This is a genomic window from Streptomyces sp. NPDC026377 (assembly GCF_055567715.1).
Window position 1 is genome coordinate 50,094 of record NZ_JBVHPV010000004.1, and the last position, 19,073, is coordinate 69,166.

The window sequence follows — 19,073 nt, forward strand, 5'->3', positions numbered from 1 at the left end:
CTGCGGACCGTGGGTGGCTGGTCGCGCAGTTCCCCGCGCCCCCAGGCAGTCAGGGGCGCGGGGAACCGCGCGAGCAGCCACAGACAACCCGCGGACAACACCCGAGCCCTGAAGGGGCGCGGGGAACTGCGCGAGCAACCCAAGACGGCCTGCACACGAAGCTCCGGCCCTATGAGGGGCGCGGGGAACTGCGCGACCAGCCACCCACCGGCCCGCAGACGAACCCCAACCCGGCCAGGGGCGCGGGGAACTGCGCGAGCAACCCACCACCCGCCCGCACACGAACCCCCGGCCCAATAGGGGCGCGGGGAACTGCGCGGCCAGCCCACCACCGGGTCGCACACGAAGGCCGGGCGGAACAGGGGCGCGGGGGCCTCAGAGCGCCTCGGCCGAAGGCTTCACCATCCCCCGCACCGTCCGTGCCTTCACAAAACTCCCCAACGCAGTCATCTCCCACTCCCCGGAGAACTGCTTGATCAGCTTCGCCATCATCACGCCCGTCTGCGGCTCGGCGGTGGTGAGGTCGAAACGGACCAGCTCCTCGCCCGTCGCCCCGTCGATCAGCCGGCAGTACGCCTTGGCGACGTCGGTGAACTTCTGGCCGGAGAACGAGTTCACCGTGAAAACCAGACCCGTCGCGTCCGCCGGGATGCGGCCCAGGTCGACGACGATCACCTCGTCGTCACCCGCGCCCTCGCCCGTGAGGTTGTCGCCGGAGTGCTTGACCGCGCCGCCCAGGATGGAGAGCTTGCCGAAGTAGCAGCTGTCCAGATGGTTGCGCTGCGGTCCGTACGCGATCACCGACGCGTCCAGGTCGATGCTCTTGCCCCGGAACGCGGGCTCCCAGCCGAGCCCCATCTTGACCTGGGAGAGCAGCGGGCGGCCGCCCTTGACCAGCGAGACCGTCTGGTTCTTCTGGAGGCTGACCCGGCCCTTGTCCAGGTTGACCTTCCCACTGGACGCGGCGGCCGGCGCGGCAGGGGCCGGGGCCGGAGGAGCGGCGGGCATCGGGGGCGCGGCCACGGGGGCGGCCGGGGCCGCCGGGGCGGCGGGCGCGGCGGCGGCCTGCGGCTCCTCGACCGAGACGCCGAAGTCGGTGGCGATGCCCGCCAGCCCGTTCGCATACCCCTGGCCCACCGCGCGGGCCTTCCAGGCACCGCCGCGCAGATAGACCTCCATGACGACGAGCGCGGTCTCGCTGCCGAGCTGCGGCGGCGCGAAGGTGGCGATCACGCTGCCGTCGTCGGCGTTGCGCAGGGTGGCGGTGGGCTCGATGCCCTGGAAGGTCTGGCCCGCGGCGTCGGGGCTGGCGGTGACGACGATCTTCTCGATGCCGGGCGGCACCGCCGCGGTGTCCACCACGATCGCGTCCGGCGCGGTGCCGCCGCCGGACCGGTAGGTGACGCCGGGGCCCGAGGGCTGGTTGTAGAAGATGAAGTCGTCGTCCGAGCGCACCTTGCCGTCGGCGGTGAGCAACAGGCCCGACACGTCGAGCCGCACCGGGGCGGAGACGTCCACCGCCACGCGGGCGGTCGGGAGCGGAAGGTTCGAGCCAGATGTCATTGCGGTCATGTCCCGGAAACGAGCGGCACGGCTTTACGGTTCCTTGAACGTCCCGCCAATTCGGGGACCCGCCGGAAACCGCCTCCGGGACCACCGCCGGCTCCCCGGCCCCCGCCCTGCCCCTCCCGGCCGCGCCCCGCCCGACTCAGTACGGCCACACCGGCGGACTGGTGGTGAAGTGGCCGCCGAGGCGGGCGTGGTCCGGGTTGTCGGGGTCGAGCTCGCCCTGCTCGGCGATCAGCTTCTCGGCGTACCGCTCGGAGTCGTCCTCGGGCTCGTAACCGAGCGCCCGCGCGGACGAGAGGTCCCACCACAGCCGGGTGTTGGCGGAGGAGCCGTAGACCACGGTGTGGCCGACGTTCTCGGCGGTGAGGGCCGCGTGGAAGAGGCGGGCGCCGTCGCCGGGACTCATCCAGACCGACAGCATCCGTACGGATGTGGGCTCCGGGAAGCAGGAGCCGATCCGCACCGAGACGCTCTCCAGGCCGTACTTGTCCCAGAAGAACTGCGCCAGGTCCTCACCGAACGACTTGGACAGGCCGTAGAGGGTGTCGGGGCGGCGGGGGGTGTCGACGGGGATCAGGGCCTCGCGCGCCAGCGGCGCCGCGCCGCGCGGGCGCGGGGTGAAGCCGACCGCGTGGTTGGAGGAGGCGAAGACCACGCGCGCGACGCCCTCCTCGCGCGCGGCCTCGTAGAGGTTGTACGTGCCCTCGATGTTGGCCCGCACGATCTTGTCGAAGGTGGATTCCAGCGAGATGCCCGCGAGGTGCAGCACCGCGTCCACGCCCCGGACCGCCTCGCGCAGCGCGTCCCGGTCGGCGAGATCCGCGGTGATCGCGTCCGGCTCGCCCGGGACGGCACGCGAGTCGAGGAGGCGCAGGTCGTGGCCGTACGCCGGGAGCAGCCCGCGCATCAGGGTGCCGAGCCCCCCGGCGGCGCCGGTGAGCAGGACGGTAGGGGCAGCGGGCATGGGGAATCTCCTCGGTGCGGCGGGAGGGGCGGGCGGCCCTGCGGCCCGTGCGCGGAAGCGGGCCGCAGGGACATCACTATGGATGTCATTCATATGTATGGACACGCTAGGGAGCGACTCCCGGGCCGTCAAGCGTGGCGCGGAGCCCCGGGCGGCACCAAGGTCCGGAGTGCCACCTGTAGCCGGAACACCCACGCGCCGAGGCTGCGCGCCTTGACCCCCGTCGGCGGGCTGCCTTAGCGTGGTCTTGTTCAGAAATATAGACGCCAATCAGAATTGTGCACGCTGGTGCGCCTTGCAGAGTGCGCCGGCAGCCCGTGCCGACGGCCATTTGTCCTGGGAGCGCCCGTGACGCCCGAGAACCCTTCCCCGCTCGCCGCCCGCCTGGACGGCCTGCTCTTCTTCCCGGTCACCCCCTTCGGCCCGGACGGCGCCCTCGACCTCGACGCCTTCCGCGCCCATGTGAGGAGCGGCGTGGACGCGGGCGCGGCCGCGGTGTTCGCCTGCTGCGGGACGGGCGAGTTCCACGCGCTCAGCCCGGAGGAGTTCCACGCGTGCGTGGCCGCCGCCGTGGCCGAAACCGGCGGCCGCGTCCCGGTGGTGGCGGGCGCCGGATACGGGACGGCGCTCGCGGTCCAGTACGCCCGGCTCGCCGAGGACGCGGGCGCCGACGGTCTGCTGGCGCTGCCGCCCTACCTCGTCGCCACCGACCAGGAGGGGCTGCTGCGCCACTACACCGCCCTCGCCTCCGCCACCTCCCTCGACGTCATCGTCTACCAGCGCGACAACGCGGTCCTCACGCCCGCCACCGCCGTCGAACTGGCCCGCACCGACGGCGTCATCGGCCTCAAGGACGGCATCGGGGACATCGATCTGATGCAGCGGATCGTCAGCACGGTCCGCCGTGAGGCTCCGGAGCGCACGTTCCTGTACTTCAACGGGCTGCCGACCGCCGAGCTCACCGGCCCCGCCTACCGGGGCATCGGCGTCACCCTCTACTCCTCGGCGGTCTTCTGCTTCGCCCCGGACATCGCCCTCGCCTTCCACGGGGCGCTCGAAGCCGGTGACGACGCCACCGTGAACCGCCTCCTGGACGGCTTCTTCGTGCCGCTCGTCGAGCTGCGCAACCAGGGCCGCGGGTACGCCGTCTCGCTGGTCAAGGCGGGCGTACGGCTGTCCGGGCTGGAGGTGGGCGAGGTGCGGCCACCGCTGAGCGAGCCCGACGCGGCCCACGTCAAGCAGCTCGCCGCGCTGATCGAGCGCGGCCGGGCGCTGCTGGCGCAGGGCGGGCCCGTACGGGACGGGGCGGGCGCGTGAAGGCGTCGGTCTTCCTCTATCCCTGGGACGTGATCGGCGACCCGGACGCGCCCGCGCGCATCGCCGCCCTCGGGGCCCGCCGGGTGACGCTCGCCGCCGCCTACCACTCGACCCGGGCGCTCACCCCCCACCACCCGCGCCACCGGGTGGTCACCGCCGAGCACGCGGCGGTCCTGTACCCCGTCGACGAACGGCGCTGGTCCGGCCGTGCGCTGCGGCCGTACCCGGCCGGCCGGTGGGCGCCCGGTGACGCGTACGGCGAGGCCGCCGAGGCGCTGGCGGCGGCCGGTCTCGACGTCCGCTCCTGGGTCGTCCTCGCCCACAACTCCCGCCTGGGCGCGGAGCACCCCGGAACGTCGGTGGTCAACGCGTACGGCGACCGCTACCCCTGGGCGCCCTGCATAGCGCGGCCCGAGGTCCGCGCGTATCTGGTGGCGCTCGCGGCGGAGGCGGCGGTGCGGCCCGGGGCGCGCGGGACGGAACTGGAGTCGTGCGGCTGGTACGGACTGGCGCATCTGCACGCCCACGACAAGATCGCGGGGGTGCCGCTCGACGACATCGCCCAGTATCTGATGTCGCTGTGCTTCTGCGACGTCTGCCGGCAGGGGTACGGGGAAACGGGCCTGGACGCGGAACGCCTCGCGGCACAGGTGCGGGGCGCGCTGGAACCGGTGTGGGCCCAGGGCCCGTGCGCGGGCGGCGAGAAGCTCCTCGACGCCACCGTCGGCTACCGGGCCTGCGTGGCGCGCTCGTTCCAGGAGGACGTGGTGCGGGCGGTTCGCGGGGCGGCGGGACCGGGCTTCGAGGTGCTGCTGCACGCGGACCCCGCCCCGCACCGGTGCGGGGCGAACGCGGGGGTGGACGCGGCGGCCGTCCTGGGGTTCGCGGACGGGGTGGTGGTTCCGTGCGCGGGGGGCCGGGTGGATCTGCTGCGGCCGTTCGCGGAACACGCGCGCCAGGGGGCGGTGGTGGCGGCCAACTTCACGGTGGTGGCGGGGATGGGCGGCCGGCCCGGGAGCCTCCGGGAGGACGCGGTGCGCGCCTCGGCCGCCGGGGCGACCGAGTTGCGGCTCTACCACGGGGGGCTGGCCTCGGCGCGGGACCTGGAGGCGGTACGGAGGTCGGGGGCGGTGGGGTGACTTTCCCCACCCCGACCTTCGCCCCGAGTCCGCGGGCGGGGGCCCCGGGCCCGGTATTTCCTGGAGTCACGGCTTCCGGAGGGGCGCCCGAGGGGCGTGGGAAGCCGCACCGGCGGCCTCCCGACCAGCCGCGGACCTCCTCCTGGCGCAACCGGACGGGGCCCCGTCGCGTCGCACATCCTGACGACCATAAGGTCAGAGGGACGACGGGGAGGCGCGGTGCGGAACATCGGCGGGTACCAGCTCGTCGCCCTGCTCGGCGACGACGGCACGGGCCAGGTGCACCTCGCCCGGACCGCCTCCGGCCGGCTCGTCGCCCTGAAGACCGTGCATCCGCGCCTCGCCGCCGACCCCCTCTTCCGCGAGCGCTTCCGCCGCGAGGTGGCGGCGGCCGAGGCGGTGGACGGCCCGTACACCGCCGGGGTGCTCGCGGCCGACCCGGACGCCGAACCCCCGTGGCTGGCCACGGCGTACGCCGCGGGCCCCGCCCTCTCCGAGGCCGTCTCCGCGCTCGGCCCCCTCGGCTCCCGGCAACTCGCCGCCCTCGGCGCCCTGCTGGCCGAGGCGCTGGCCGCCGTGCACGCCGCGCAGCTCCTCCACCGCGACCTCAGGCCCGCCAACGTACTCGTGACCCGCGACGGGCCGAAGGTCATCGGCCTCAGGATCGCCGCGGGGGCCGCGGACGAAGGCACCGGCGCCGCCGCCGGCTCCCCCGGTTTCATCGCCCCCGAACAGCTCGCCCGCGAAGGCGAACCCGGCCCGGCCGCCGACGTGTTCGCGCTCGGCGGGCTGCTCGCCCTCTGCGCCACCGGCCGCAACCCGTTCGGCACGGGCGGCGCCGGGAAGGTCCTGCACCGCACGCTCCACGAGGAGCCGGACCTCGACGGCGTACCGGACGACGACTGGCGGGAGTTCCTGGGGCGGTGCCTGTCCCGCGAGCCCGCCGAGCGGCCCACCGTCGAGCAGGCCCTGGCCTGGTGCGCCGAGCGCGGCGCCCGCGAGCCCTGGTGGGAGCGGGAGCCGGTCACCGGACTGATACGCCAGCACGAGGAGGCCACCGCCGAGCTGGTCGAGGCGGCGCCCGCCCCCGCCGACTCCCCGGCCTCGCGGCGGCGCTTCCTGCTGTGGTCCGCCTCCGGCGCCGTCGCCGCCGGAATCTCCACCGCCGTCGCACACCGGGCGAACGGCGCCGAAGGCGCGGCGCCCGGCGAAGGGACCGCGTGGCCCCGCGGGCGCGCCCTGTGGACCCGCGACCTGGGCGCCACCGCGCACCACGGCGCCCTCGTGCGCCACGGCGACGCCCTCTACGTCCACGACGACGCCTCCCTCACCTGCCTCGACCCCGCCACCGGCTCCGTCCGCTGGCGGCGGGACGCCGAGGGCGTCAGCCAGGTCGTGCCGCACGGCACCGGCACCGTGCACATGGTGCGGACCGCGCCCGGCGCCGCCCCCGTCCTGGCCGCGCTCGACTCCGCCACCGGCGACATCCGCTGGGAGACCCGCGACCCGCGCGCGGAAGGGCTCCGCCCGCACGCCTCGCCGCTGCCCGCCGACGCCGGACCGGAGGGCTCCCGGGCCCAGCTCGCGCTCGGCGACACGGTCGCGTGCCTGGTCACGTACGAGCCGTACGGCGCCCTCGGGGACGCCGCGCGGGGGCGGCCCTGGCGCGCGTACGGCTACGACCCGGCGACCGGCGAGGGCCTGTGGTACCACCAGGGGACGGCCGCCGCGGCGACGGCGGTGCGGCACGCGGGCGGCCGGTTCGCGATCGCCGCCTCCGCCCCGCCGAACGGGCCCGAAGAGCGCGGGGCGCGCGGGGCGCTCCATGTGCTGCGGGCCCGCGACGGACGGCCGGAGACGACCCTGGCGGGCGGCGCGCTGAGGCCGGACGCCCACCCGGGGGCGAGCGGCACGGGCTACTTCGCGCTCGGCGAGGCGGTCAGCAGCGTGGACCTGGCGACCCGGACCACCCTGTGGTCCCGGGGCGTGACCGGCTCGGTGTCGGTGACCCCGCGGGCCACCGGCGGCCTGGTGCACGCCGGTTCGCCCGCTGAGGTCAGCGCCCTGGACGCGGCGACCGGCCGCACCCGCTGGCTGCGCACCGAAGTGCGGCGGCTCGGCGAGGGGGCCGACGTGCCGCCGCTGCTGTGCGAGGGACGGCTGTACGTCACCGGGCCGGAGCCGGGCAGCGACCGGCTCGCCCTGGGCGGGCCGGGATGGGGGCTGCACGCGCTCGACCCGGCGACCGGCGCACTGCTGTGGGCCGTGCCCTTCGAGGTCCGGGACGAGCCGTGCGGGAGCGCGGCGGGAGGAGGGCTGGTGCATGTGTGCGCCGGCTCGGTCCTCACCACCTTCCGGGGGCCGGACGGCCCCGGCTGACGGATCCGTGGCGCGCCACGGATCCGCCGTCCCGCCCGCGGCCGGACGCTCAGCGCGGCTGGCGTCGCCAGGGGCCGGTGATGGCGAGCATGATGCCCGGCTCCTGGATGTTGGCGAACAGGGTCCGCCCGTCGGGCGAGAAGGTCACCCCGGTGAACTCGCTGTACTCCGGCTCCTGCTCGGTGCCGAGGTTGAGCTCGTTGCGGGCGATGGGGTACGTACGCCCGGAGTCGGTGGCGCCGAAGAGGTGCTGGACCCCCTCGCCGTCCTCGGCGATGACCAGGCCGCCGTAGGGCGAGACGGTGATGTTGTCCGGGCCGTCGAACGCGCCGTCCTCGCCGGGCTCGGGGTTGACGCCGAGCAGCACCTTGAGGGTGAGGGTGCGGCGGCGCGGGTCGTAGAACCACACCTGGCCGTCGTGGCGCACCGGAGACTCCTCGCGGGCGAAACTGGAGACGATGTAGGCGCCGCCGTCGCCCCACCACATGCCCTCCAGCTTGCGGGCGCGGGTGACGTCCCCGGCCGCGAACTGCTTGCGTACGGAGGTGGTGCGGGCGTCGCGGTCGGGCACGTCCACCCAGTCGACCCCGAACACCGTGCCGATCCGGGTGGCGCGCGAGAGGTCGTCGACGAACCGGCCGCCCGCGTCGTAGCACTTGGGGGCCTGGAGCACCCCGGCGTCGTCGGCCAGGGTGCGCAGCCGGCCGCGGCCGTGCCTGAAGCCGTGCGGCGGGGTCCAGCGGTAGAGCAGGCCGTTGGGGCCGGAGGCGTCCTCGGTCAGATAGAGGTGGCCGCGCCGGGGGTCGACGACCACGGCCTCGTGGGCGTACCGGCCGAGCGCCTTGATCGGCTGGGGCGCGCGGTTGGCGCGGCGGTCGCAGGGGTCGACCTCGAAGACATAGCCGTGGTCCTTGGTCATCCCGTTGGAGCCGGCCCTGTCCTCGGTCTCCTCGCAGGTCAGCCAGGTGCCCCAGGGGGTGGCGCCGCCCGCGCAGTTGGTGGAGGTGCCGGCGATGCCTACCCACTCCGCGACCGGCCCGCCGTGCGGGTGCACCTCGACGACGGTGCAGCCGCCGGACGCGGCCGGGTCGTACACCAGGCCCTCGGTGAGCGGCACCGGGTGCGGCCAGTTCTTGCGCGGGCCCTTCAGCTCATGGTTGTTGACGAGCAGGGTGACCCCGCGCGGCCCCTCGAAGGCGGCGGTGCCGTCGTGGTTGGAGGGGGTGGACTCGCCGGACTCCAGCCTGGTGACGCCGGTGCGGGTGACGATCCGGTACGAGAAGCCCTCCGGCAGCGCGAGTATGCCCTGGGGGTCGGGGCGCAGCGGGCCGTATCCGGGCTCGCGGTGGTGGCCGTGTCCGGCGCCGCCGTGGACGTCCTCGGCGGCCAGCGCTCCGGGGGCCGTGGCGAGCGCCCCGACGGATCCGGTGAGGGCGACTCCGGCACCGGTGAGGGCGGAATTCCTGGTGAATTCCCTGCGGCTGAGCGACATCGCGGGTCTCCTGACGGGGTGGAGTGAGGCGGGGGCGGGGTCAGGGTCGCCGGGCCGGGCGAATCCCGCAAGAACGCGGGGTGTCCATGGGGCCAACTCCCGCGCCCCGAGAGCGTCCTGTTCGCCCGCGGGCCGTGGGTGCTGATCGCGCCGTTCCCCGCGCCGCTCAAAACCGTCGTTCACCTGCGGACCGTGGGTGCTGGTCGCGCAGTTCCCCGCGCCCCTGAAAGCCTCGGGCACCTGCGGACCGTGGGGGGCTGGTCGCGCCCCCGCGCCCCGCAAAACCGTCGCTCGCCTGCGGACCGTGCGGGGCCGGTCGCGCCGTTCCCCGCGCCCCTGAAAGCCTCGGGCACCCGCAGACCGCAGGGGGCCGGTCGGGCCGTTTCCCGCGCCCCCTTGGTGGTCCGCCGCCCCCTCCCCCGAGGACTTCCCCCGGCCCGGGGCGGGCGAGCCGCTGCCGGGGCGCGGGGGAAGGCCGGGGGCGTCGGGCTACGCCCGGGACCGTGCCTTGAAGGCCGCCTTGCGGGCCTCCTTCGCCACCTTCTTGTCCGGGTGCAGCCGTCCCATCGCCTCCAGCACGTCCGCCGTCGCGGGGTGCTCCACCCGCCACACCGCGTCGAAGAAGCCGCTGTGCCGGCCGACCAGGCCCTCCACCAGGCCCTGGAGCTCCTCCAGGTCCCCGTCCATCTCCAGTTGCGCGGCGATCGTGTCCACGGCGAGCCAGAACACCATCGCCTCCGGCGGCGCCGGGATGTCCCGCGCGCCGCGCTCGGCGAGCCAGACCCGGGCGAGGCCGCCCAGCTCCGCGTCGTCCAGGACCTCGCGCAGCGCGGGCTCCGCCTCGGGGCCGGTCAGGGCGAGCGCCTGCTGGCAGTGGAGCCGGCGCAGCGGGCCGCGCTCGTCGGAGCCCCGGGCCGCCGCCAGCAACTCCTGTGCAGCGCCCGGCATCCCGTGCCGCGCCAGCCACTGCTCGGTCTCGGCCCGTGCGGCCGCCGCCGGGTAGTGGGCGATGCCGTCGAGGAGCGCGTCCGCGCCCTTGTCCACCAGGTCGCCGACGGCTGGTGCCTCCACGCCCGCCTCCAGCATCCGCGCCCGTACGCCGTAGAGGCCGAGCGGGGTGAGGCGGACCATGCCGTACCGGGCGACGTCCTCGTCGTCGACGGGCGGGGCGGGCTCCTCGCCCTCCTCGGCCATCAACGCCTCGTCGACCGGCTGGTACTCCACCAGTCCGATCGGTTCGAGGAGGCGGAACTGGTCGTCGAGGCGCATCATCGCGTCCGAGACCTGCTCCAGGATGTCGTCGGTGGGCTCGCCCATGTCGTCGGGGACGATCATCGACGCGGCGAGCGCGGGCAGCGGCACCGGCCCCTCGCCCGCGCCGCCCTCGGTGACGGTGAGCAGGTACAGGTTGCCCAGGACCCCCTCCAGGAAGTCCGCCTCCGCCTGCGGGTCCCAGTCGAGCCGGTCGAAGTCCACCTCGCCGTCGTCGCCGATGAGGTCGGCGAAGTCGTCGAGTACCGGAGCGGTCGCGTCCGCGAAGACGGCGTCGAACGCGTCCAGCCAGATGGTGAGGACGTCCTGCGGCGATCCGGAGGTGAGCTGGGCCAGGGCCTCGCCCGCCGTAGCCGTCCCCTCGCCGTCCCCCTCCTCGGCGTCCTCGGCGTCCTCGACATCGACGAGCCCGGCGTCCACGGCGACCCGCCACGCCTCGCTGGCGTCCGCGGCGCCGTCGTCGTCGGGGGCCAGCCCCAGGGCCTCGGCCGCCGCGGGCAGTTGCTCCTCGACGAGCTCGCCCCCGGCGCCGACGCGGGTCGCGGGTCCGGCCCAGCGGGCCAGCACGACCGCGCGGGCGAGCAGCGGGGCGGCGAGGGCCGCCCGCGCGAGCTCGGCCTCGGAGTGCAGCCGCACCGGCGGCAGGGTGGGGCGGTCTCCGGACATCTGTGACGTACTCCTCGGGCGAAGCGGTGTGGTCGCGGGTGTGCTGGATGAGGCACCCAGCGTAGACGCATTTCACCGGGTATCGCCGCGCCCGGTCGCCGCCGCGGCCGGCCCGGACGGCGGGTTCCGGCCGGGGCGCGGCGCGGTTGCGTACGGGAATCGGCGGGCGGTGTCCGGGCACCCTGCGCGACCGGTTCATCCGGCCGTCGGATTCCGGCCACCCGGCGACCCTTGACAACTGCCCCGCTCAGCCAAGAGATTGACGCGCGTAGAACTAGCCGTACACCTGAACCACCGCACCCGTACGTGCGCGATCCACCCTCACCCTCATCCTCCGGAGTCTGTTGATGCTGCCCGTTCCGAGATCCGCCGCCGTCTCCGCCGTCGTCGCCGCCGCGCTGGGCGCCGGTCTGCTCGCCGCCGGTTCGTCGGCCGCCGCCGACCCGGCCGCCCCCACCGCGGCCCGCATCCACGACATCCAGGGCACGACCCGCACCTCGCCGCTGGCCGGCGCGCAGGTGGCCGACGTGCCGGGCGTCGTCACGGGCGTACGGACGTACGGCTCCTCGAAGGGCTTCTGGTTCCAGGACAGCGCCCCGGACGACAACCCGGCCACCAGCGAGGGCGTCTTCGTCTTCACGGGCTCGGCGCCGAAGGTGGCCGTCGGTGACGCGGTGACGGTCTCCGGCACGGTCACCGAGTACGTCCCGGGCGGCCTCTCCTCCGGCAACCAGTCGCTGACCCAGATATCCAAGGCGACCGTGACGGTCGTCTCGTCGGGCAACCCGCTGCCCGCCCCGGTCACCGTGACGGCCCGTACCGTCCCGAACCGCTACACCCCGGCCGGCGACCCGGCCACCGGCAACAGTGTCAACGGCCTGACCCTGAAGCCGAAGAAGTACGCCCTGGACTACTACGAGTCCCTGGAGGGCATGAACGTCCGCGTCGGCACCTCGCGGATCGTGGGCGCCACCGACCCGTACAGCGAGCTGTGGGTCACCGTGAAGCCGCACGAGAACCGCACCCGGCGGGGCGGCACGCTGTACGCCTCCTACGACGACCAGAACACCGGCCGGCTCCAGATCCAGAGCCTGGTGCCCGGCGCCCAGCAGCCGTTCCCCAAGGCGAACGTCGGTGACACGCTGACCGGCGGCGCCGAGGGCCCGCTGGACTTCAACCAGTTCGGCGGCTACACGATCACCGCCCGGACGCTCGGCACGGTCGAGGACCACGGCCTCAAGCGGGAGAGCACCCGCAAGCAGCGCACCGGCGAGCTCGCCGTCGCCACGTACAACGTGGAGAACCTGGACCCGTCCGACCCGCAGACCAAGTTCGACGCCCTGGCCGACGGCATCGTCACCCATCTCGCCTCGCCCGACATCGTGGCCCTGGAGGAGATCCAGGACGACAACGGCGCCAAGAACGACGGTACGGTCGGTGCCTCGGCCACCCTCAAGAAGTTCACGGACGCGATCGCCGCCAAGGGCGGGCCCGCCTACCAGTGGCGCTCGATCGACCCGGAGAACCTCAAGGACGGCGGCGAGCCCGGCGGCAACATCCGCCAGGTGTTCCTCTTCAACCCGGCCCGGGTCTCCTTCACCGACCGCCCCGGCGGCGACGCCAGGACCGCCGTGGGTGTCACCGGCACCAAGGGCCGCCCGGCCCTCACCCTCTCCCCCGGCCGTATCGACCCGGCGAACCCGGCGTGGGCGGACAGCCGCAAGCCGCTGGCGGGCGAGTTCGTCTTCCAGGGGCGGACGGTCTTCGTCATCGCCAACCACTTCGCCTCCAAGGGCGGCGACGAGGGCCTGGTCTCCCAGCACCAGCCGGTGCCGCGCTCCTCGGAGGCCAAGCGGCTGCTCCAGGCGCAGGCCGTGAACGGCTTCGTCAAGCAGATCCTCGCGGTCGACAAGCACGCCCGGGTCCTCGCGCTCGGCGACATCAACGACTTCGACTTCTCCAGCACCACCAAGGCCCTGGAGGACGGGGGCGCGCTGCGCTCGGCGTTCCGTACGCTGCCGAAGAAGGAGCGTTACTCCTACGTCTACCAGGGCAACACGCAGGTCCTCGACCAGATCCTGACCAGCCCGGCCGTGCGCGGCTTCGACTACGACAGCGTGCACATCAACGCGGAGTTCGCCGACCAGACCAGCGACCACGACCCGCAGGTCATCCGCTTCCGCCCGTAGGTCACGGGGCCGGGGTGACGGTCAGCGCCGGGAGGTAGCGCGTCACCCCGCCGCCGCTCACGCCGGGGTAGCTCTGCACCCGCTCCCACTCCGGGGTCCTGGAGCCGACCCCGGCGCCGGGTGCGGCCAGGGCGTCGAGGTGGGCCCGCTCGCTCTCCCACTCGGCGTAGTTGAGGACGCGGGTGCCGTCCAGGCTGGTGTGGAAGTGGGCGGAGACGCCTCCCTCGGGCAGGTCCGGGTCGGTGGCCAGGGCCTCGAAGACGCCGTCCACCCAGGCCCGCTGCCGCCGGGGGTCCGGTCCCTCGAACGCCACATCGACGATGACCACGCAGCCGGGCGTACGGGGGGCGCCCGGCCGCGGGTCACTGCTGCGGTAGAGCTCGTAGGAGTGCAGTCCCACGCGCTCGATGCCGGGGACGGCCGCGTCGATCTCGGCGTTGCGGTCGTCCCGGAACCGCCGGACGAAGTCCTCGTACGCCGACTCGCTCCGCCACTGCGAGTAGTGGAGCAGACGGTCGCCGTCGGTCCCGGTGAGGACGCTGTACGAGAGCAGGCCCGAGTCCGGCCAGTCCCGGCTGCCCCATGCCCGGGCGATCGCCTCGACGGTCGCCCGTTGGCGCTCGGGGGTGCCCGTGCGCCAGACGCTGGACTTGACCACACCGACGCCGGGGCGGCGCAGGTCGGGCAGGGCATGGAAGGCGGTGTCGGTGGAGATCGTGGCCATGGTGGTCTCCCGGTGATCGTGGCGGTCCTGTGCCGCGTGGACGATCACCATCCTGGAACGTCAAGGCCACTTGAGGTCAAGGACGGCCGGCTCCGGCTCAGCCGCCCTGGTCGCCGAGCCGCGCCAACTCGCTCTGGAACCAGTCGAGCCGGGCCTGGAGCAGTGCCGCCTCCGCGACCAGCTCGGGGAAGGTGCGGCCGGGACCGGCGTCCGCGCCGACGGCGGGCGCGGCCGTCGCCTTCAGCCCATCACCGCCCCGGCGGGCGAATTCGTCGAACCCCACGACCGCGCGCGCTCCGGCGCACCCGGCGCAGACCGGCTCCAGGGCCCGCCAGCCGGGCCGCCCCCACCCCGCGTCGGCCAGCCCGGTCGCGGTGCGCCGGCAGCGGCAGGGGCCCGCCGTGGCGGTACGCACCCGCTGACGGGCGTAGCGCGTCCCGCGCTCGAAGCGGATGTAGCGCCCGAGCACCGCCACGTCGAGCAGCAGCGCCGAGCGGTGCTCGGCCGTGCAGGTCAGCGCGGCGGCCTCGGCGCGCTCGTGCAGACAGTGGAAGCCGCAGTCGCAGAGGCGGGACGGTGAGCGGTGGCGCCGCCCGTAGGCGCAGTGCGCGTCGTCCAGGACGCCGTAGGGCAGAGCGGCGCCGAGCGAGACACCGAGGAACCCGGCCCGCGCGCCGTCCTGGGAGAGCGCCGCATGGGCGATCTTGTAGCCGGTGGGCGGCTCCGTCGGGCGTTCCTCGGGGAGCCGCAGCCTCATCGGTCCGCCGTCACCTCGACACGATCGACGGCCGGGACCTCCTCGGGCACGGGCGGCGCCTCGTCCCGTACGGCGTCTTCGGGCCGCTCCTCCGCGACCCCGGTGGCGAGAGCCTTGCCGAGCTTCATGACGACCTCCGACAGAACGACGGGACGACGGGACGGACATGAACGGACACACCGGTCTCTCATGGTGGCGTACGCGCCGTCGCCCGCCAAGAGTGCCTGCCGGGAGGACACTTCAGCGCTGCTGTGGATGAACGGCAAGCAGATCTAAGTAGACCTTCACACTCACTGCGGCCCAGACTGCGGCCATGAGCACTCCCCGCCCCTTCGGGCGCGCACTCTGCGCCATGATCACGCCGTTCACCGCCGACGACCGCCTCGACCTCGACCACGCGCGACGGCTGGCGGCGCGCCTGGTGGCCGGGGGCTGCGACGGGCTGGTGCTCAGCGGCACCACCGGCGAGTCGCCCACCACGACCGACGCGGAGAAGGCGGCGCTGGTCCGGGCGGTGCGCGCGGAGGTCGGCGCGGACATCCACGTCGTGGCCGGGGTCGGCACCGCCTCCACCCGGCACACCGTGGAGCTCGCCCGGCAGGCCGAGGAGGCGGGTGCGAACGGCCTGTTGGTGGTTTCGCCGTACTACAGCCGCCCGCCCGAGGAAGCGGTGGAGGCGCACTTCCGTACGGTGGCCGACGCCACGGAACTGCCCGTGATGCTCTACGACATCCCCGGCCGCACCGGCGTCCGGATCGGCACGGACACCCTGCTGCGGCTCGCGGAGCACGAGCGGATCGTGGCGGTCAAGGACTGCGCGTACGACCTGCTCGGCTCCACCAAGGTCATCGGCCGCACCTCGCTGGCGTACTACTCGGGCTGCGAGGAGACGAACCTGCCGCTGTACGCGGTGGGCGGCGCGGGGTACGTCAGCACGGTGGCGAACGTGGCCCCGGCCCACATGCGGGCACCGCTGGACGCCCACGACAAGGGCGACCCGGGGGAGGCGGCCCGTCTCAACCACCGCACGCTCCCCCTGGTGGAGCTGATGATGGCGTCGGGCCTGCCGGGCACGGTGACCGCGAAGGCGCTGCTGGGCAGCCCGGTGCGGGAGCCGCTGCGGCCCGCCGCCCCGGACCGGACCGCCGCACTGCGCAGGGCGTACGACGACCTGGTCCGGGACTGATCACGGGCTCTCACCGCAGGGCGGGCCGCACCCGCCGCGTGAGGACGCACCCGCGCCCCGTGACGTCAGTTGTGCGCGTGCAGAACCTCGTTGAGCCCGCCCCACACCGCGTTGTTGGGCCGGGCCTCCACCGCGCCGGTGACCGAGTTCCGGCGGAACAGGATGTTGGAGGCGCCCGACAGCTCGCGCGCCTTGACGATCTGCCCGTCCGGCATGGTCACCCGCGTACCGGCGGTGACGTAGAGGCCCGCCTCCACGACACACTCGTCGCCGAGCGCGATGCCCACGCCCGCCTCGGCACCCACCAGGCACCGCTCGCCGATGACGATGCGGACGTTGCCGCCGCCCGAGAGCGTGCCCATGGTGGACGCGCCGCCGCCGATGTCGGAGCCGTTGCCGACGACGACGCCGGCCGAGATGCGGCCCTCGACCATCGAGGTGCCCAGCGTGCCCGCGTTGAAGTTCACGAAGCCCTCGTGCATCACGGTGGTGCCCTCGGCCAGGTGCGCGCCCAGGCGCACCCGGTCGGCGTCGGCGATGCGGACGCCCTTGGGGGCCACGTAGTCCGTCATGCGCGGGAACTTGTCGATGGAGGTCACCTGGAGGTGCAGCCCGGCGGCGCGGGCGTTCAGCCGGACCGTCTCGACGTCGTCGACGGCGACCGGGCCGAGCGAGGTCCAGGCGACGTTGGCGAGCAGGCCGAAGAGGCCGTCCAGGTTCTGCCCGTGCGGCTTGACCAGGCGGTGCGAGAGCAGGTGCAGCCGCAGGTAGGCGTCGTGGGCGTCCAGCGGCTTGTCGTCGAGCGAGGCGATGACCGTACGGACGGCGACGACCTCGACGCCCCGGCGCTCGTCGGCGCCGAGGGCGGCGGCGGCGCCCTTGCCGAGGAGGGCGGTGGCCCGGTCGGCGGTCAGGCGCTCGGTGCCGGCGGGGCCGGGCTCGGCGGTGAGCTCGGGGGCGGGGAACCAGGTGTCGAGGACGGTGCCGTCGCCGGCGAGGGTGGCGAGGCCGGCGGCGACGGCGCCGGTGGAGCGAGAAGCAGTAGCAGTCGTGTCGGTCATAGCGGAAAACCTAACCGGCGGCGGCCCGCAGGGGCGAACCGGTCTCAGGTGCCGGGCGCGCGTCGCCGGGCCGCTCACCGCGTACGTCACCGGGCACGTCCCCGTGCGCGTCACCCCCGTCCGGCGGCTCGGGCAGCCCCCCCGCGCCCACAGCACCGCAAGCCCGGCGAGCCCCGCGAGGACGGCGCACAGGGGCCACAGCAACGCGGGCGCGGCGGTGTACAGGGCGCCGCCCAGCGGCGGGGCCAGCACCTGGCCGCTGATGGAGGCGCCCGCGTACAGGCTCTGGAAGCGGCCCTGCGCGTGCGGCGGCGCCTGGTCGGCCACGTACGCGGTGGCAGTGGTCTTGTAGAGGATCTCGCCGAGGGTGAGCGAGACCATCAGGGCGAGGGCCAGGCCGAGGGAGGCGCCCGGGATCAGCAGCGCGTAGCCGAGACCGACCAGGAGCAGTCCGCAGCCGACGACGCTCAGCGGCGCCCGGTCGCGCAGGGCGTGGGCGGCGGGCAGTTCCAGGCAGAGGATCACCGCGCTGTTGAGGGCGATCAGCCATCCGTAGACCTGGGCGTCCAGGCCGTGGTCGCCGAGGAAGACGGGCAGGGTGGAGTACTGCTGGCGGTAGACGAGGTCGACACAGACGATCGCGGCGAGCAGCACCGGCACGGCGGGCCGGGCCCGCAGCTCGCGCCGGAGGCCGGGCGCCCCGGGGCCGTGGACCGGCTGGGTGTGGACGGCCCCGCGGGCGGGCAGCACCCGGGCCGCGTACGCCGCGAAGAGCAGGGTTCCGGCCCCGTCGGCGGCGAAGAGCCAGTCGTACGACCAGTGGGCGGCGACCAGGGCGCCCAGCGGCGGCCCCACGGTGAAGCCCGCGTTGGACGCGAACCGCATCACCGCGAAGCCCTGGCGGCGGCTGCCCTCGGGGACGCCGACGGCGACGAGCGCGGAGTTGGCGGCCCTTACGACCCCGGAGGCGTACTGGGCGAGCGGCAGCGCGGCGATCAGGACCGGGGTCGGCAGCGGGGCGAGGACGGCGAGCAGGACGCCGCTGACCAGGGACCCCGTGAGCAGGGCGCGCCGGTGGCCGTACCGGTCGCCGAACCAGCCGCCGGTGAGGTTCCCGGCGACCAGGCCGACGCCCCCGATCCCGCCGATCGCGCCCGCCTGGCCGACGCTCAGACCGCGCGGGCCGGTCAGGTACACGAAGAGGTAGATGAAGGTGAAGCTGACGACCGCGTTGAAGAACACGCCGAAGCACAGCAGCCGGACGTCTCCCGGCACCGCTCGCAAAGTCTTCACACCGTCGCCCCCCGGCCTCGCCCCTGAGTGAGTTCCCTATGGGAACGGACTATGTCAGCATGGGGTTCGCAGGTCAACGGCGTACGGAAGGATGGAGCCATGCCTCAACGCACCCGGCTCCACGACGAGCACTGCGCCATCGCCCAGGCCCTGGACGTCGTCGGCGACTGGTGGACCCTCCTGATCGTGCGCGACGCCGCACGCGGGGTGCACCGCTTCGACGCGCTCCAGCGCGAGCTCGGCATGTCCCGGAAGGTGCTCGCCGAGCGGCTGAGGCTGCTGGTGGAGACGGGGGTGCTGAGCCGGGAGCCGTACCAGGACCGCCCGGCGCGGTACGAGTACCGGCTCACTCCGCGCGGCCGTGCCCTGCTGCCCGTACTGATCGCGCTCCAGGACTGGGGTGACACCTGGGTGCTGGGAGAAGGAGAGACGATGGCCACGGCGACGGAGCGGTCCGGGGAGACCGAGCGGGTGCGCGAGCTGGTGGGGACGAAGGTGCCCGCGCTCGAACTCACCGACTTCGACGGGCGGTCGCGGGACCCGGTGGCCGAGGAGAGCGCGTACACCGTGCTCTACTGCTTCCCCGGCGCCCACGCCCGCAAGGAGTCCTATCCCCCGGGCTGGGCGGGCATCCCGGGGGCGCCGGGCTGCACGCTGGAGTCGTGCACCTTCCGCGACCGGCTCGCCGAGTTCACGGCGGCGGGCGCGAGCGTGCGCGGCGTGTCCACCCAACGCCCGGACGAGCAGCGGGCGTTCGCGGACAAGGAGCACCTGCGCTTCCCGCTCCTGTCGGACGCGGACCTGACCCTGACGGCCGCGCTGCGGCTGCCCACGTTCCGCACGGCCGGGGTGAGCCGCCTCAAGCGCCTCACCCTGGTCGTCGACCGGGACCGGACGGTGGTCGAGGCGCTCTACCCGATCACGGATGTCGAGGCGAGCGTACGGGCGGCGCTGGAGGCGGTCCGCCGGGCGGGCGGCGGGGGCTGAGCGGGGGCGGCCGGGGGTCGGTACGCGGCGCCGCCGAGGTTGAGCAGCAGCACACCGGCGATGATCAGCGCGATCCCC

Annotated in this window: 14 protein-coding genes and 1 pseudogene; 6 read left to right on the plus strand and 9 right to left on the minus strand. The window is 74.5% G+C overall.

Annotation, left to right across the window (positions count from 1 at the left end; translation table 11 throughout):
- Positions 1-375: 375 nt before the first annotated feature.
- Together ACZ4MU_RS10575 and ACZ4MU_RS10580 are read right to left on the minus strand one after the other, a co-directional pair.
- Entirely contained in the window at positions 376-1,572 is a 1,197-nt protein-coding gene (locus ACZ4MU_RS10575) for a TerD family protein (RefSeq protein ID WP_467873722.1), read from the minus strand.
- Positions 1,573-1,708: 136 nt separating this feature from the next.
- Positions 1,709-2,533: an NAD-dependent epimerase/dehydratase family protein gene (locus ACZ4MU_RS10580; protein ID WP_467873724.1), complete on the minus strand. Its 825-nt coding sequence runs from the start codon at positions 2,531-2,533 to the stop codon at positions 1,709-1,711.
- Between the two features lie 348 nt (positions 2,534-2,881).
- On the opposite strand from ACZ4MU_RS10580, the gene ACZ4MU_RS10585 reads away from it, so the two are divergent.
- The 3 genes from ACZ4MU_RS10585 (at position 2,882) to ACZ4MU_RS10595 (ending at position 7,368) form a co-directional block, all read left to right on the plus strand.
- Positions 2,882-3,850: a 5-dehydro-4-deoxyglucarate dehydratase gene (locus ACZ4MU_RS10585; protein WP_467873726.1), complete on the plus strand. Its 969-nt coding sequence runs from the start codon at positions 2,882-2,884 to the stop codon at positions 3,848-3,850.
- Positions 3,847-4,989: a hypothetical protein gene (locus ACZ4MU_RS10590; RefSeq protein WP_467873728.1), complete on the plus strand. Its 1,143-nt coding sequence runs from the start codon at positions 3,847-3,849 to the stop codon at positions 4,987-4,989. The genes ACZ4MU_RS10585 and ACZ4MU_RS10590 overlap by 4 nt, the downstream gene beginning before the upstream one ends.
- 219 nt (positions 4,990-5,208) lie before the next feature.
- Complete coding sequence (locus tag ACZ4MU_RS10595; RefSeq protein ID WP_467873731.1) at positions 5,209-7,368, plus strand: protein kinase domain-containing protein; 2,160 nt, start codon at positions 5,209-5,211, stop codon at positions 7,366-7,368.
- Between the two features lie 49 nt (positions 7,369-7,417).
- On the opposite strand, the gene ACZ4MU_RS10600 is transcribed toward ACZ4MU_RS10595, so the two are convergent.
- Both ACZ4MU_RS10600 and ACZ4MU_RS10605 read right to left on the minus strand, forming a co-directional pair.
- Positions 7,418-8,860, minus strand: a complete 1,443-nt coding sequence (locus ACZ4MU_RS10600; protein WP_467873733.1) for an alkaline phosphatase PhoX — start codon at positions 8,858-8,860, stop codon at positions 7,418-7,420.
- Between the two features lie 489 nt (positions 8,861-9,349).
- The gene (locus tag ACZ4MU_RS10605; protein ID WP_467873736.1) at positions 9,350-10,798 is read right to left on the minus strand and encodes a hypothetical protein; all 1,449 of its coding nucleotides are present in this window, start codon (positions 10,796-10,798) and stop codon (positions 9,350-9,352) included.
- Positions 10,799-11,145: 347 nt separating this feature from the next.
- Between ACZ4MU_RS10605 and ACZ4MU_RS10610 the strand changes: the two genes are divergently transcribed.
- On the plus strand, positions 11,146-12,987 hold the full coding sequence (locus ACZ4MU_RS10610) for an endonuclease/exonuclease/phosphatase family protein (RefSeq protein ID WP_467873739.1): 1,842 nt from the start codon (positions 11,146-11,148) through the stop codon (positions 12,985-12,987).
- A gap of 1 nt (position 12,988) precedes the next feature.
- Here the strand turns inward: ACZ4MU_RS10610 and ACZ4MU_RS10615 are convergent, their stop codons facing one another.
- The 3 genes from ACZ4MU_RS10615 to ACZ4MU_RS10625 all read right to left on the minus strand — a co-directional run bounded on the left by ACZ4MU_RS10615 (position 12,989) and on the right by ACZ4MU_RS10625 (position 14,596).
- The gene (locus ACZ4MU_RS10615) at positions 12,989-13,711 is read right to left on the minus strand and encodes an antibiotic biosynthesis monooxygenase (RefSeq protein ID WP_467873741.1); all 723 of its coding nucleotides are present in this window, start codon (positions 13,709-13,711) and stop codon (positions 12,989-12,991) included.
- 97 nt (positions 13,712-13,808) lie between these two features.
- Positions 13,809-14,468, minus strand: coding sequence for a hypothetical protein (locus ACZ4MU_RS10620; RefSeq protein ID WP_467873744.1), 660 nt, complete (start codon positions 14,466-14,468; stop codon positions 13,809-13,811).
- A complete protein-coding gene (locus ACZ4MU_RS10625; RefSeq protein ID WP_467873747.1) occupies positions 14,465-14,596 on the minus strand; it encodes a hypothetical protein in 132 nt (43 codons plus the stop codon). The genes ACZ4MU_RS10620 and ACZ4MU_RS10625 overlap by 4 nt, the downstream gene beginning before the upstream one ends.
- A gap of 185 nt (positions 14,597-14,781) precedes the next feature.
- Here ACZ4MU_RS10625 and dapA point away from each other — a divergent pair, with 185 nt between their 5' ends.
- The gene (gene dapA / locus ACZ4MU_RS10630; RefSeq protein ID WP_467873750.1) at positions 14,782-15,654 is read left to right on the plus strand and encodes a 4-hydroxy-tetrahydrodipicolinate synthase; all 873 of its coding nucleotides are present in this window, start codon (positions 14,782-14,784) and stop codon (positions 15,652-15,654) included.
- Positions 15,655-15,719: 65 nt separating this feature from the next.
- Here dapA and dapD read toward each other — a convergent pair whose 3' ends face one another.
- Entirely contained in the window at positions 15,720-16,715 is a 996-nt protein-coding gene (gene dapD / locus ACZ4MU_RS10635; RefSeq protein ID WP_467874619.1) for a 2,3,4,5-tetrahydropyridine-2,6-dicarboxylate N-succinyltransferase, read from the minus strand.
- Between the two features lie 201 nt (positions 16,716-16,916).
- A pseudogene (locus tag ACZ4MU_RS10640) lies at positions 16,917-18,008 on the minus strand (MFS transporter); the annotation flags it as partial.
- A gap of 99 nt (positions 18,009-18,107) precedes the next feature.
- Between ACZ4MU_RS10640 and ACZ4MU_RS10645 the strand changes: the two are divergent.
- Entirely contained in the window at positions 18,108-18,995 is an 888-nt protein-coding gene (locus ACZ4MU_RS10645; RefSeq protein WP_467873753.1) for a winged helix-turn-helix transcriptional regulator, read from the plus strand.
- Positions 18,996-19,073: the final 78 nt, after the last annotated feature.